The following is a 13,437-nucleotide window of genomic DNA, read 5'->3' on the forward strand; positions in this document are numbered from 1 at the left end:
GGCTAACTGAACTGACTGGTCAGTTCAAATAAGAATCCTCCCGTGTGATCAACTGATCACAGGCCGTACGCTTCGAGCAGCCGGAGCCACACCTCACTGATGGTGGGGTAGGACGGGACGGCATGCCAGAGCCGGTCCAGCGGAACTTCTCCGACGATGGCAATGGTCGCGGCGTGCAGCAGTTCGGCCACGTCCGGTCCCGCGAACGTGGCGCCGAGCAGGACCGTGCGCTCTTCATCGATCACCAGCTGGGCCCAGCCCTCATAGTGCTCGGCGTGGAGCGCGGAACCGGCCACCTGGATGGGCAGCTGCACGGAAGTGGCGCGGTAGCCGTCCTTGTGGGCCTGGTCCACACTCCGGCCCACACTCGCCAGTTCGGGATCCGTGAAAACGACATTGGGGACGGCGTGCTCGTCTGCTGTCTGGGCGAAGCGGCTCCACGGGGCCGGATCGCCTGAGAGCTCGCCCTTGGCGCGGGCGGCAATCGCATCGCCGGTGGCCCGGGCCTCATACTTGCCTTGATGAGTCAGCATGACCTTGCCCGCTGCATCGCCGACGGCGTAGAGCCACGGGTCCCCGCCGTTCCCGGCCAAACCCGTGACCAGGCCGGTGGAGTCGGTGCTCAGCCGGAGACCTTTGCCGTCCGCGGCGACAAGGCCAACACTTTCCAGTCCAATCCCCGCCAGGGCAGGATGCCGGCCGGTGGTGACCAGGACTTTGTCGGCTGTCACGGAGCTGCCGCCCGCCAGCTCGAGGGTGAGCGAGCCGTCGCTGTTTTCCCGGACGCTTTTGGTTCCGGTGTGCAGGCGGAGATCGACGCCGTCCGCACGCAGTCCGGCGGCGACCAGGGAGCTTGCCTCCGCCGGGAAAGAGCCGAGCAGGCTGCTGCGGGCCACCACTGTCACGGCGGAGCCCAGCCGGGCGAAGGCCTGGGCGAGTTCGGTGCCTGCCACGCCGCCGCCGAGCACCGCCAGCCGCTCCGGGATGACCTTCGCGGACGTTGCTTCGCGGGTGGTCCAGTAATCCACCTGGGACAGGCCTTCGAGCGGCGGCACGGTTGGTGCGGACCCGGTTGCCACCACCACTGCGTGCCGCGCCGTGAGCGTGTATCCGTTGCCGTCCAGTCCCGCGACCTCGACGCTGCGGCTGCCGGTGATCCAGCCATGGCCGCGGATGAGTTCGATCCCGGCGTCCGCTACCCAGGTGACCTGGCCGTCGTCCTGCCAGTTGGACGTAAAGGAGTCGCGGCGCTTCAGGACTGCGGCTACGTCCAGGGTCCGGGTGACTGCTTCCGCTGCGCCGGGAACGGTCTGGGTGCCGTGCAGGGCGGTACCCGGCCGCAGCAGCGCCTTGGAAGGCATGCAAGCCCAGTAGGAGCATTCGCCGCCGACGAGTTCCGCCTCGATCAGCACTGCGGTCAGCCCGCCCCGGACCACACGTTCCGCCACGTTCTCGCCCACGGCACCGGCGCCGATCACAATGACATCGAATTCCTGTTTTTGCTGTGCCGTCATGGCAAAAGCCTAACCCCCGCGAGGTCCGGCCGGGCCGTCCGCAGCGGGCACGCCGGGGCTGGGCCCGCCGGTGGGTTAAACAGAAGATCCGCACCGGCAGGCCGGTGCGGATCTTCTTCTCTGTGCGCCCAAAGGGATTCGAACCCCTGACCTTCTGTTCCGTAGACAGACGCTCTATCCAGCTGAGCTATGGGCGCATTTTCTGTTCCTGGAACTTCTCGCTCCCTGAACCTCGAATTACTTTACGCGAGAGGGGGCCGCGGTGACAAATCGAAACAGGTGTAATATAGCTGACTAGACCGGTCTACGTGACCTTAGTCACAAAATAGCATCGGTCCGCAGTGTTGATTCCTTGAATTTCCGGGCTTTTTGAAATCCCTTCCCCCATTCACCCCACATACTGCCCCATTTTCGGGGGGTGATCTAGCCCTACATTTAGGACACACGACTGAACCCGAGGAAGGGAACCGTAATGGGAGATTTGGCGCGACTGCCGTTGCTTGAAAAGGCACCCACCACACATGCCGGGCTGCTGGCATGGGTTGAAGAGGTAGCTGAACTGACCCAGCCGGACCGGATCCACTGGGTAGACGGCTCCGAAGAAGAGAATACCCGGCTCACGGATGAACTCGTTGCCGCGGGCACACTGACCCGCCTGAACGAAAAGCTGTTTCCCAAATCTTTCGCGGCATTCTCCGATCCCGCCGATGTGGCCCGGGTCGAGGAGCAGACCTTCATCTGCTCGGAAAACGAACGTGATGCAGGCTTTACCAACAACTGGATGGCTCCGGTGGAGATGAAGGAGAAGCTGCGCGGCCTGTTCAGCGGCTCCATGCACGGCCGCACCATGTACGTCATCCCGTTTGTTATGGGCCACCTTGACGCCGAGGATCCCAAGTTTGGTGTGGAGATTACGGACAGCGCGTACGTTGTCGCCTCCATGCGCATCATGGCCACGATCGGCACCGAGGTGCTGGAGAAGATCACCGCGACCAATGCCTTCTTCGTCCCGGCACTGCACTCCCTGGGCGCACCGCTGGCCGCCGGCCAGGAAGACGTTGCCTGGCCCTGCAATCCGGACAAGTGGATCGTGCACTTCCCGGAGGAGCGCTCGATCTGGTCCTTCGGCTCCGGCTACGGCGGCAACGCCCTGCTGGGCAAAAAGTGCTACGCCCTGCGCATCGCCTCCGTGATGGCCCGCGATGAGGGGTGGCTTGCTGAGCACATGCTCATCCTCAAGCTGACCTCGCCGGAGAAAAAGAACTACTACATCTCTGCCGCGTTCCCGTCGGCCTGCGGCAAAACCAACCTCGCCCTGCTGGATCCGACCATCGAGGGTTGGGGCGTCGAAACCCTTGGTGACGACATCACCTGGATGCGGATCGGCAAGGAAGGTGAATTGCGGGCCACCAACCCGGAGGCCGGGCTGTTCGGCGTCGCCCCCGGCACCGGCTGGGGTACCAACCCCAACGCCATGCGCGCCATCGCCAAGGGCCACAGCATCTTCACCAACGTGGCCCTGACGGACGACGGCGGCGTCTGGTGGGAGGGGATGACGGACGAGGTTCCCGCGCACCTGACCGACTGGCAGGGCAACTCCTGGACTCCTGGTTCGGACCAGCCTGCAGCCCACCCGAACTCCCGCTTCTGCACCCCGATATCACAGGTCGACATGCTGGCCGAGGAGTACTACAGCCCCGATGGTGTGGAGCTTTCCGCGATCCTCTTTGGCGGCCGGCGCAAGACCACTGTGCCCCTGGTTACCCAGGCCCGGAGCTGGACCAATGGCATTTTTATGGGCTCCACCCTGTCCTCGGAAACGACCGCCGCGGCGGCCGGCAAGGTCGGTGTGCTGCGGCGCGACCCGATGGCCATGCTCCCGTTCATCGGCTACGACGCGGGGGACTACCTCAAGCACTGGATCAGCGTCTCCGGGAAGGCTGATCCCGAACGCCTGCCGCACATCTTCCTGGTCAACTGGTTCCGGCGCACCGCCGAGGGCGGCTTCGCCTGGCCCGGCTTCGGCGACAACGCTCGGGTCCTCAAATGGGCCATCGAGCGGATCGAAGGCAAGGCGGAGGCCGTGGAAACCCCCATCGGCTTCGTCCCGGCCGGGCACTCCCTGGATCTGACCGGACTGGACCTCACGCACGCTCATGTCGAAGACGCCGTCCGCGTGGACCGCGAGGAGTGGGACACCGAACTCGCCTCGATCGAAGAGTGGTACGCGAGGTTCGGTGACTCCCTGCCTGAGGCCCTGCGCTCCGAACTCGAAGGCCTGAAGGAACGCATGGCCGCCCACTAGCAGCGGGCTGATCTGACGACGGCGGCCCCGCACCTTGCGAAAAGGTGCGGGGCCGCCGTCGTTCCCTCGCCGGGGTCTACGAAGCCAGGGCGGTGGGATCTAGCTTGCGAGCCAGATGTCCGGACCAAATACCTCGTAGTGGATCTTGGTCGCCGGGATACCAGCGTTGATGGCCTCGTTGCGGATGCTCTTCATAAAGGGCAGCGGGCCGCACAGGTACAGCGAGGCGTTGGCCGGAAGGTCCACTTCGCGCAGCGACATAAAGCCGTTCTTGGCACCGGCTGCCGGGCTCTCGAGCCAGAGCTGGAGGTCGGCACCGTCGAGGCGTTCGACGTCGTCGGTCATCTGGCTGCGCAAAGCCCAGGACTCCAGGTCGCTTTCCGCGTGCAGGACCAGGACCTGGCGGTCCGAGCCGGCGTCCGCGAGGGAGCGCAGGATCGAGGCAGTCGGTGTGCAGCCGATGCCTGCGGAGGCCAGCACAACGGGGCCTTCGCCTTCCTTGAGGGTGATTTCACCATAGGGGTTGGAGATCTCGAGTATGTCGCCCACCCGGACGTTGTTGTGCAGGACGGGGGAGACTTCGCCGCCGTCGTCCTTTTTGGTGGTGAAGGTGCGGCTGGTGCCGGCGCTGCCGGACAGCGAGTACTGGCGGACCTGGCGCAGCCCGTCCGGCAGTTGGACCTTGACGCTCACGTACTGCCCGGCGAGGGCCTCAGTGACAGGGGTGTCGTCGGCCGGTTCCAGGGTGAAGGTCGTGGAGCCGGTCCCGGCAGCGGCCTTGGCGGCGACCCGCCACGGGCTCCACATCGTGCCGTTGGCCTGTGCGGCATAGAGGCCCTTTTCGAGCTTGATCAGCGCATCCGCCATGAGCCAGTAGACCTCGGTCCATGCATCGGCGATCTCCGGGGTGATCACCTCGGCAAGGTCCTCGGCGATGGCGGCAAAGAGGTGCTCGTAGACCACCTGGTACTGGGGTTCGGTGATGCCGAGGGAAGCGTGGCGGTGGGCGATGCGGGCGAGCACCGTCTCGGGCAGGGTGCCGGGGTTGTTCACCAGGTGGGTGGCGAACGCGGCGATGCTCCCGGCCAGCGCCTGCTGCTGGTTGCCGTTGCGCTGGTTGGAGCGGCTGAAGAGTCCGTCCAGCAGTTCCGGGTGTGCTGCGAAGAGTCGGGCGTAGAACTTGGGCGTGATTTCACCGATCCGGGAACCGACCAGGGGAAGGGTGGCCTCGATCACGGGGAAGGATTTGTCCGAGAGCATTGGGACTCCTGAGATAGTGGCCCGGGTCTGTAACCGGACCGATGAAAATACATGTATTTGAAATGCAAGTATCTATACTTCAGTTTTACAGCGTGTAGAAAACAACTTCAAATCGGGTGGATTCCCGGGCGCGGCGACTGGGTGCTGGGGTGGGGCGGGCGAAGCGGGGGTTCAGAGGCCCGGGCGCAGGCCAATCACCTGGAACACCGGCGCCATCTGCCGGGAGGTGGGCAGCGATGCGACCACCAGATCGTCAAGTTCGAGGTAGAAGGCCTCGCGGGCCCGTGCGAGGGCGCCGCGGAGGCGGCATTCGTTAATCAGCGGGCACACTCCGCCGGTAGAGACGCAGTCGGCAGGGTCAAGGCGTGTGTCCAGCTGGCGCAGGAGCGCCCCGACGGTGGCGGTCCGGCCGGCGCTGCTGAGCCGGGCACCGCCGTGCCGGCCGCGTTCGACGTCGATCATGCCCAGTTCGCGCAGCTTCGCCATCGCCTTACTGACATGGTTGTACGGCGTGGCGACGGCGTCGGCGACGCTCTGGGTGGTGAGGAGTCCGCCGTCGGGAGCCGCGGCGAGCACCATCATGGCCCGCAGGCTCACATCCGCGAAGGCGTTAATCTTCATAACACCAGTTTACCGGCGGTCTAGTCCACCCAAACGACGGGCTCGTTGGTGTCGGCGGAGAGCTCGCCGAATTCCAGCTCACGGGTCGCAGGGTTGGCGGCGTAGGGCAGGACCGCGGCAAACAGCGAGCCGTCACGATGCTCAGCGGCCACGTGGATGGCGTCCGAAGCTTCTTCCAGCAGGGTGATGTCACAAACGATTGCCGCGGCACGGAACTCGTCCCGGTGCTGCCTCAGCAGTTCCGTGAGGTCGCTGATCATCGAGTCCGCGTCAAAATCGGCGTCGGTACCCTCGTCTGCGTCGGCGGGGGTGACGGCGACGAGCCGGACCTCGCCGTCGTTCTCCACCACCAGGGCGAATGGCAGGAAGCCGCCGTTGCGCTCAAGCTGCTCCTGGGCGGCACCGACCCCGGTGCCGAGCAGGTTCTCCAGATCGGTGGCGCTGGCTTCCGGGACGGTGCCGCGCCAGGAATTAGGAGCGGAGGGGGCAGATGTCTCCGAGGGCAGTTCCGACACGCGCCTAGCCCCGGACCAGTGCCAGGACGCGGTCGCGGACCCGCTCCATTGTGGCCTTGTCCGTCGCCTCGACGTTCAAGCGGAGGAAAGGCTCGGTGTTGGAAGGGCGGAGATTGAACCAGTAGCTGCCGTCGGTGGCAATGAAGGTGCTGCCGTCGAGGTAGTCGATCTCGACGTCCTCGGAATGGAAGTCGTGGCGGACCCGTTCCACGGCGCCGGCCTTGTCTTCGATTTCCGAGTTAATCTCGCCGGAGGACCGGTATGGCTCGTACTCGCGGCCGAGCTCGGACAGCGGGCCGGCCTGCTCCCCGAGGGCCGCGAGGACATGCATCGCGGCGAGCATGCCGGTGTCCGCGTTCCAGAAGTCGCGGAAGTAGAAGTGCGCGGAGTGTTCGCCGCCGAAGACGGCCCCTTCTGCTGCCATCTCGGCCTTGATGAACGAGTGGCCGACGCGGGTGCGCACTGCCCGGCCGCCGTGGCGCGCCACCAGCTCGGGGACGGCGCGGGAGGTCAGCAGGTTATGGATGACAGTGGGGTTCTCCTCGCCGAGTCCCTGCGCGCGGGCAATTTCGCGGCGGGCCACCATGCCGGTGATCGCGGACGGCGAGACCGGTTCGCCGTTCTCATCGATGACAAAGCAACGGTCGGCGTCGCCGTCGAAGGCCAGCCCGATGTCTGCCCCGTGTTCGAGGACGGCAGCCTGCAGGTCACGCAGGTTCTCGGGCTCCAGCGGGTTGGCGGGGTGGTTCGGGAACGATCCGTCGAGCTCGAAGTACAGCGGAATGATTTCGAGGGGGAGCGCGGGCAGCAGGGTGTCCCCGAGCACCGCGGGCGTGGTGAGGCCGGCCATGCCGTTGCCGGCATCGACGACGACTTTCAGCGGGCGGTTGCCGGCAAGCTCCACCAGGCTGCGGAGGTACTCGGCGTAGTCCTTCAGGACGTCATGGACGCCGATCAGGCCGCGGGCGGCGGCGGCGGGGATCGAACCGGCGTTGAGGTATTCCTCGGCGCGGGCCTGGATTTCCTTGAGTCCGGATTCGGAGGAGATCGGCTCGGCGCCGGCCTTGGCCATTTTGATGCCGTTGTACGCGGCGGGGTTGTGGCTGGCGGTGAAGGTGGCGCCGGCTGCATTGAGCGCGCCGCAGGCGTAGTAGAGCTCATCGGTGGAGATCAGGTCGAGCAGCTGGACGTTGGCCCCGCGCCGGGCGGCACCGTTGGCGAAGGCCTTGCTGAATTCGGGGGAGGAGGGGCGCATATCGCCGCCGACCAGGACCATTTCGCCTTCCAGCTGCAGGACGTCAACGAACGCTGCGCCCACAGCCTCGACGATCTCCGCGGTGATTGACTCGCCGACAATGCCGCGCACGTCGTAGGCCTTGAAGGAGGCCGAAAGGTCAAAAGTCTTCGTCTTTTCCGTAGTCACGCGTCTTATCTTACGTTGCAGCCGTTCACCGCTGTGGAGGAGTGCCGGCGAAGTCGGTCCGCGGCGGATCTGCCGGCGGACGCTGTGATTGTCCACATAGCGGCCCCTGCGTCTTCGCGGCTCTCGGCGGCGGCTGGGATACTGAAGCAATGGCCACTAACCAGAACGCTGCACTGCTGTCCGCCGCTCCCGATGCTGCCGCCGGGCCCGGCGGAACCCGGGAACTGGCCCAGGCGGTGTTGCGCGAGCTGGTCGGCCACCCGGCTGCGGAGTTCCATGACGGCCAGTTTGAGGCGATTGAGGCCCTCGTCGACGGCGGCCGGCGGGCCCTTGTGGTGCAGCGCACCGGCTGGGGCAAATCGGCGGTGTATTTTGTTGCCTCACTGCTGCTCCGGCGCCGCGGCGCCGGGCCCACGCTGATTGTCTCCCCGCTGCTGGCCCTGATGCGTGACCAGGTGGCCGCCGCGGCCCGCGCCGGTGTGCGGGCGGTGGCCATTAACTCCGCCAACCAGCTGGATTGGGACAGCGTCCGTGAACAGCTCGCGGCGGATGAAGTCGATGTCCTGCTGGTCTCGCCGGAGCGGCTCACCAATCCCTCGTTCCGGGAGAACCAGCTGCCGGAACTAATCCGCCGCACCGGGCTCCTGGTCATCGATGAGGCCCACTGCATCTCTGACTGGGGCCACGATTTCCGTCCCGACTACCGGCGTATCGCGGACCTGATCACCCAGCTGCCGGACTCCGTCCCGGTGCTGGCCACCACCGCCACCGCCAACTCCCGGGTGGTTCATGACATCGAGGAGCAGCTGGGCGCCGGTGTGCTGACCATCCGCGGCGCCCTCGGCCGTGATTCCCTCCGGCTGGGCGTGCTGAGCCTGCGGGACTCCCGGGACCGGCTTGGCTGGCTGCTCACGCACCTGACAGACTTGCCCGGCAGTGGAATTATCTACACGCTGACGGTCTCCGCTGCCGAGGATACCGCCCGGCTTCTCGCCGAAGCCGGACACGAAGTGCTCGCCTACACCGGACGGACAGACCCTGCGGACCGGGAACGCGCGGAGCAGCTCCTGAAGGACAACCAGGTCAAGGCGCTCGTGGCCACCTCTGCCCTTGGCATGGGCTTTGACAAGCCCGATCTCGGGTTTGTGGTGCACCTCGGCGCGCCGTCCTCGCCGGTGGCCTACTACCAGCAGGTCGGCCGTGCGGGCCGTGGGGCCGCGAACGCCGACGTGCTGCTGCTCCCCGGTTCCGAGGACCGCGATATCTGGCAGTATTTCGCCACCGCATCCATGCCCTCGGAGGAGAAAGCCGGCGCCGTACTGACCGCTCTTGCCGAAGCCGGGGCTGCTGTGTCAACGGTGGCGCTGGAGGCGCGGGTGGACCTGCGCCGGACCCCTTTGGAGCTGCTGTTGAAGGTGCTGGCAGTTGACGGTGCGGTGGAGCGTGTGGGCGGCGGCTGGCGGGCCACCGGACGGCCGTGGACCTACGATGCCGAGCGTTACGGCCGGATCGCGGAAGCCCGGGTGGACGAACAGGACTCGATGGTGATCTACCAGGACACCGCCGGTTGCCGGATGGAATACATCACGTCGGTCCTCGACGACGAGACAGCCCGCCCCTGCGGCCGCTGCGATAACTGCGCCGGTCAGTGGTTCCCCGCAGACATTGCCGCCGCGGCCACCGAAGCAGCGGGCCAGACGCTGAGCCGCGCCGGTGTACCGCTGGAACCCCGGCTGCAATGGCCCAGCGGCATGGACCGGCTGGGCGTGCCGGTGAAGGGCAAAATAAAACCCGAAGAAAGCGTCGCAAGCGGCCGGGCGCTGGCCAGGCTTACGGACCTGGGCTGGGGCGGCGCCCTGCGCGAAGCGTTCGCCGCCGGAGCCCCCGACCGCACGGTGGACGCCGGCATGCTTCAGGCATGCGTTCAGGTGCTGCGTGAATGGGGTGCCGGTGACTCCCGCACGCCCGGCTGGAGTGGTGCCGGCCGGCCCGCCGCGATCATCAGTATCCCGTCCCGCAGCAAGCCCGCGCTGGTCGACTCGCTGGCCCGCGGCATCTCGGAGATCGGCCGGCTCCCCTATCTGGGCCAGCTGCAACTGGGGCACGGCGGACCGACCGGCGGCCGTGGAGGCAACAGCGCCTACCGGCTTGCGGGGGTCTGGGACCGGCTTGTGGTGGGCCCTGAACTGGAGGCGGCCCTTGCCGGGATCCAGGGCCAGAGTGTGATGCTGATTGACGATCTGGTTGACAGCCGCTGGAGCCTGACCGTCGCAGGCAGGGCCCTTAGGCTCGCGGGTGCCGGGGCGGTACTTCCGCTGGTGCTTGGCCAGGCCGGCTGACTTCCGCCCCGGCATGGCGGGGCAGCGTCAGGCTGTCCAGTGCGCTCAGGAGCATCAGCGCAGCAATCGCAAAAAACGCTGCACGGTAGGCTGCCACCGGATCGCCGGCGGCGGCTGCCGCACCAGCCCCGCCCGGCAGGGGGCCGCCGGCTTCGAAGGTGCGGATCAGCAGTGCCCCAATCGCTATCCCGGCCGCCGCAGCGAGCTGCACGAGGGTCGCGGACACGGCGTTGGCGGATGTCATCTGGGCCGGAAGGACGTCGGCGTACTGCACCGAGGCGTAAGCCGAGAAACCGATGGACCGGAAGGCTCCGCTGGCCGCGAGCAGTGCGAAGATCAGCGGCTCCGGGGTGCCGGCGTCGAGGAGGGCGCACAGCGTAAAGGTGGCCGCCGAGGCCAGGGATGCGAACACCAGCACCGCTTTAAAACCGAAGTGCCGGATCAGCGGGGTCGTGGCCGGTTTGATCCCGATATTGCCCACGAATACTGCAGCGACGAGCACCCCGGCGTGCAGCGGATCCCAGCCGAAGCCGTTTTGGAACATCAGCGGCAAGAGGAAGGGCGCGGCACTGATCGTCAGGCGGTAGATAAAACCGCCGGTCGCCGTGGCGCGGAATGTACGGGCGGAAAAGACGACCAGATCGAACAAGGGGTACCGGGCCCGCCGCAGCCACCAGACGGCAGCACCGAGCAACAGTGCCCCAGCGGTGCAGGTGAGGGCCGCCGGGGCGCCGGCACCGCGGCCGCCGGCCAGCTCCAGGCCCACCACGACGGTCCCCACGCCCAGGGTCGTAAGCGCCAGTCCCACCCAGTCCAGGCGTCGGCTACGGTCGCCCGGGACGGCCGGAACCAGCCGCAGCGCCGTGAGGAGTGCCGCGAGGCCCAGCGGGAGGTTGACCAGAAATATCCAGTGCCATGACAGGAACGTTGTGAGTGCGCCTCCGACGAGCGGGGCCAGGACAGGTGCCAGCAATCCCGGCCACACCAGGTAGGCAGTGGCGCGAAGCAGATCCTTCTTTGCTGAGCCGCGGAGCACCAGGAGGGTGCCCACCGGGACCATCATCGCGCCGCCCGCGCCCTGCAACACCCGGCTCAGGGTCAGCATCGTCAGGTCCTGGCTCAGTGCGCACAGGAGGGAGGCCGCCGTGAACGTCGCGATGGCCAGGCAGAAAACACGGCGCGCGCCGACGCGTTCGGCCAGCCAGGCACTGAGCGGAATCCCCATCGCCACGGTCATCAGATAGGCGGTCATTGTGATGTTGACGTCAGCGGACGGCACCGAGAAGTCCGCCGCGATACTGGGGATCGCCGTGGTCAGGACGGTGCCGTCCAGGAACTCCATAAAAAACGTCGCGGCGACGAGCAAGGCCAGCCGGGGGCTCCAGCCGTCCGACGGCGTGCTGCCGGGACCGCGGGGGGTCGTGGCGTCAGCGGGCGGGTCCCCACTCATTCGGGGACTGCTTCGGCGCCACCCTCAGCCTCATCGGACACGGGCGGAGTACGCCGGCCGGATTCGAGCTTTTCGGCCTCCAGTACAGCCATCGCCGCGTTGTGCCCGCCGATGGCGCTGACGGCTCCGCCGCGCCGGGCGCCGGAGCCGCAGAGCAGGATCCGCGCGTCGTCCGTCGCGACACCCCAGCGCCTCGCCGGGGTGTCCAACGGGGCGTTATCCTCCACGAAGGGCCAGTCGAGGCCGCCGTGGAAGATGTTGCCCCGCGGCATACCGAGCGCGCGTCCAATGTCCAGGGTGGTTTTGGTTTCGATGCAGGGCTGACCGTCCGGGCCGCTCAGCAGCAGGTCCTCGATGGGCTCGGCCAGGACAGAGTTCAGGGATTTCAGCACCGCTGCCTGAAGTTCGGCCCGACGCCGGTCATTGTTGCCTGCCGAAACCAGCCGGTCCGGGACGTGGAGACCGAATACCGTGAGAGTCTGCGCGCCGGATGCTTGCAATTCCGGGGAAAGGATACTGGGGTCGGTAAGCGAATGGCAGTAGATCTCGCACGGCAGCGGATCCGGGATGGTTCCCGCGGCGGCGGCGCGGTAGGCGGCGTCGAGCTGCGGGAAGGTCTCGTTGACGTGGAAGGTTCCGCCGAACGCCGCTGCCGGGCTGACCTGCGGATCCAACAGCCGGGGGAGGCGCTTCAGGAGCAGGTTCACCTTGACCTGTGCGCCCTCCCGGAGGTGGTTCGGGTTCGAGGGGGTATTCGGTGCCGCCCAGCCGGTCCTGAGCCGGTCCAGGACCGCCGGGGCCACATTGGCGAGGATCCAGGACCCGGCGGCCGTATGCTCCGCCCCGTGCTGGCGGTAGTTAACCACACCTCCCGGGCGGACGGCGGTAACCTCCGCGGAGGTCACAATGGTCGCCCCGGCGTCGCGGGCGGCGCGTTCGAGCTCTCCGGAGACGGCGCCCATTCCGCCGACGGGCACATCCCAGTCACCCGTCCCGCCGCCGACCAGGTGGTACAGGAAACAGATGTTTTGCTGCAGGTCCTCGTCGAAGGCCCGGGCAAAGGTGCCGATCAAGGCGTCCGTCAGCACCACACCACGGACCAGTTCGTGCTGCAGAGAGCGGGTGATGGCTTCCCCGATTGGCCGTTCAACGATGGCATCCCACGCTTCCAGGGCACCGGCGCGGACTGCGAGCTCCCTTGCCTCCGAGCGCGTCGGCAGTGGCGCCGTCATCGTGGGCCAAAGGGCACCGGTGAGCCGTCGGCAATCGTCGTAGAAGCCGGTAAATGCGCGGAATTCGCTCTCCGGCGCCCCGACAGTGGTGAACGATGCAGCGCTGGCCGCCGCATCTGCGTTGTCGATCAGCAGCGCGCGGCGCCCGTCGTGGGGGTCGGGGGTGTAGGACGAATACCGCCGCCGGGCCAGCCGGATGTGCAGCCCAAGGTCGTCGATGACTTGCTGCGGGAGCAGGCTCACCAGGTACGAGTACCGCGAGAGGTTGGCGTCGACGCCCTCGAACGCCCGGGCGGATACCGCGGCGCCGCCGGGCTGCTCAAGCTTCTCCAGCAACAGGACCGCCTTGCCGGCCTTGGCGAGGTACGCAGCCGCGGCCAGGCCATTGTGGCCGCCGCCGACAATGATCGCGTCAAACGCGCTGGCGTCCGGCGCGGTGTTGTCCGCGCTGCTGTTCGACCTGGGGGTGCTCGACATGGGCCCATCCTGCCATCCGGGCGACTACGGGGCCTCAGGTGTCCGGCAGCCGGACGTGCCGCGCCGGGCACCGGTCCTGTGACCCTGCAACCGGGGGTTAGCGGGTTCGGATACGCAAAAGGCCCCGGTCCAAGGACCGGGGCCAAACGCGGAGACGGGGGGATTTGAACCCCCGGTGGAGTTGTGCCCCACACTTCATTAGCAGTGAAGCCCATTCGGCCGCTCTGGCACGTCTCCAAATGCTATTAACTAGCCAACCAAGGATACGCAGAAGGGGCCACGCAGTGCAAAACGGCCACAA

Annotated in this window: 9 protein-coding genes and 2 tRNA genes; 2 read left to right on the forward strand and 9 right to left on the reverse strand. The window is 67.0% G+C overall.

The features are described 5' to 3' along the window. Positions 1-56 precede the first annotated feature (56 nt). Positions 57-1,514 carry a dihydrolipoyl dehydrogenase family protein gene (locus ABIB49_RS02240; protein ID WP_283480407.1) on the reverse strand — a complete coding sequence of 486 codons (1,458 nt, stop codon included), beginning with the start codon at positions 1,512-1,514 and terminating at the stop codon, positions 57-59. Between the two features lie 123 nt (positions 1,515-1,637). Next, a tRNA-Arg gene (locus ABIB49_RS02245) sits at positions 1,638-1,711 on the reverse strand. Between the two features lie 275 nt (positions 1,712-1,986). Between ABIB49_RS02245 and ABIB49_RS02250 the strand changes: the two genes are divergently transcribed. Continuing rightward, complete coding sequence (locus tag ABIB49_RS02250) at positions 1,987-3,819, forward strand: phosphoenolpyruvate carboxykinase (GTP) (protein WP_226773671.1); 1,833 nt, start codon at positions 1,987-1,989, stop codon at positions 3,817-3,819. A gap of 99 nt (positions 3,820-3,918) precedes the next feature. On the opposite strand, the gene ABIB49_RS02255 is transcribed toward ABIB49_RS02250, so the two are convergent. The 4 genes from ABIB49_RS02255 to ABIB49_RS02270 form a co-directional block, all read right to left on the reverse strand. Next, positions 3,919-5,079: a globin domain-containing protein gene (locus ABIB49_RS02255; protein WP_226773670.1), complete on the reverse strand. Its 1,161-nt coding sequence runs from the start codon at positions 5,077-5,079 to the stop codon at positions 3,919-3,921. A 171-nt stretch (positions 5,080-5,250) separates the two neighbouring features. Further along, positions 5,251-5,700 (reverse strand): RrF2 family transcriptional regulator, encoded by a 450-nt coding sequence (locus tag ABIB49_RS02260; protein ID WP_226773715.1) that lies wholly within the window; start codon positions 5,698-5,700, stop codon positions 5,251-5,253. 20 nt (positions 5,701-5,720) lie between these two features. Beyond that, a complete protein-coding gene (locus ABIB49_RS02265; protein ID WP_226773716.1) occupies positions 5,721-6,215 on the reverse strand; it encodes a hypothetical protein in 495 nt (164 codons plus the stop codon). 4 nt (positions 6,216-6,219) lie between these two features. Beyond that, the gene (locus ABIB49_RS02270; protein WP_226773717.1) at positions 6,220-7,638 is read right to left on the reverse strand and encodes a phosphomannomutase/phosphoglucomutase; all 1,419 of its coding nucleotides are present in this window, start codon (positions 7,636-7,638) and stop codon (positions 6,220-6,222) included. A 149-nt stretch (positions 7,639-7,787) separates the two neighbouring features. On the opposite strand from ABIB49_RS02270, the gene ABIB49_RS02275 reads away from it, so the two are divergent. Next, positions 7,788-9,977 (forward strand): RecQ family ATP-dependent DNA helicase, encoded by a 2,190-nt coding sequence (locus ABIB49_RS02275; protein WP_226773718.1) that lies wholly within the window; start codon positions 7,788-7,790, stop codon positions 9,975-9,977. Here ABIB49_RS02275 and ABIB49_RS02280 read toward each other — a convergent pair. From ABIB49_RS02280 to ABIB49_RS02290, 3 genes are all read right to left on the reverse strand, one after another. Beyond that, the gene (locus ABIB49_RS02280; RefSeq protein WP_502913744.1) at positions 9,922-11,319 is read right to left on the reverse strand and encodes an MFS transporter; all 1,398 of its coding nucleotides are present in this window, start codon (positions 11,317-11,319) and stop codon (positions 9,922-9,924) included. The two genes, ABIB49_RS02275 and ABIB49_RS02280, sit on opposite strands and share 56 nt — an antisense overlap. Positions 11,320-11,423: 104 nt before the next feature. Further along, a complete protein-coding gene (locus tag ABIB49_RS02285) occupies positions 11,424-13,136 on the reverse strand; it encodes a phytoene desaturase family protein (protein ID WP_354156618.1) in 1,713 nt (570 codons plus the stop codon). 149 nt (positions 13,137-13,285) lie between these two features. After that, positions 13,286-13,373: transfer RNA gene (locus tag ABIB49_RS02290), tRNA-Ser, on the reverse strand. Positions 13,374-13,437: the final 64 nt, after the last annotated feature.

The organism is Arthrobacter sp. UYCu512 (assembly GCF_040547075.1).
GTDB lineage: Bacteria > Actinomycetota > Actinomycetes > Actinomycetales > Micrococcaceae > Arthrobacter.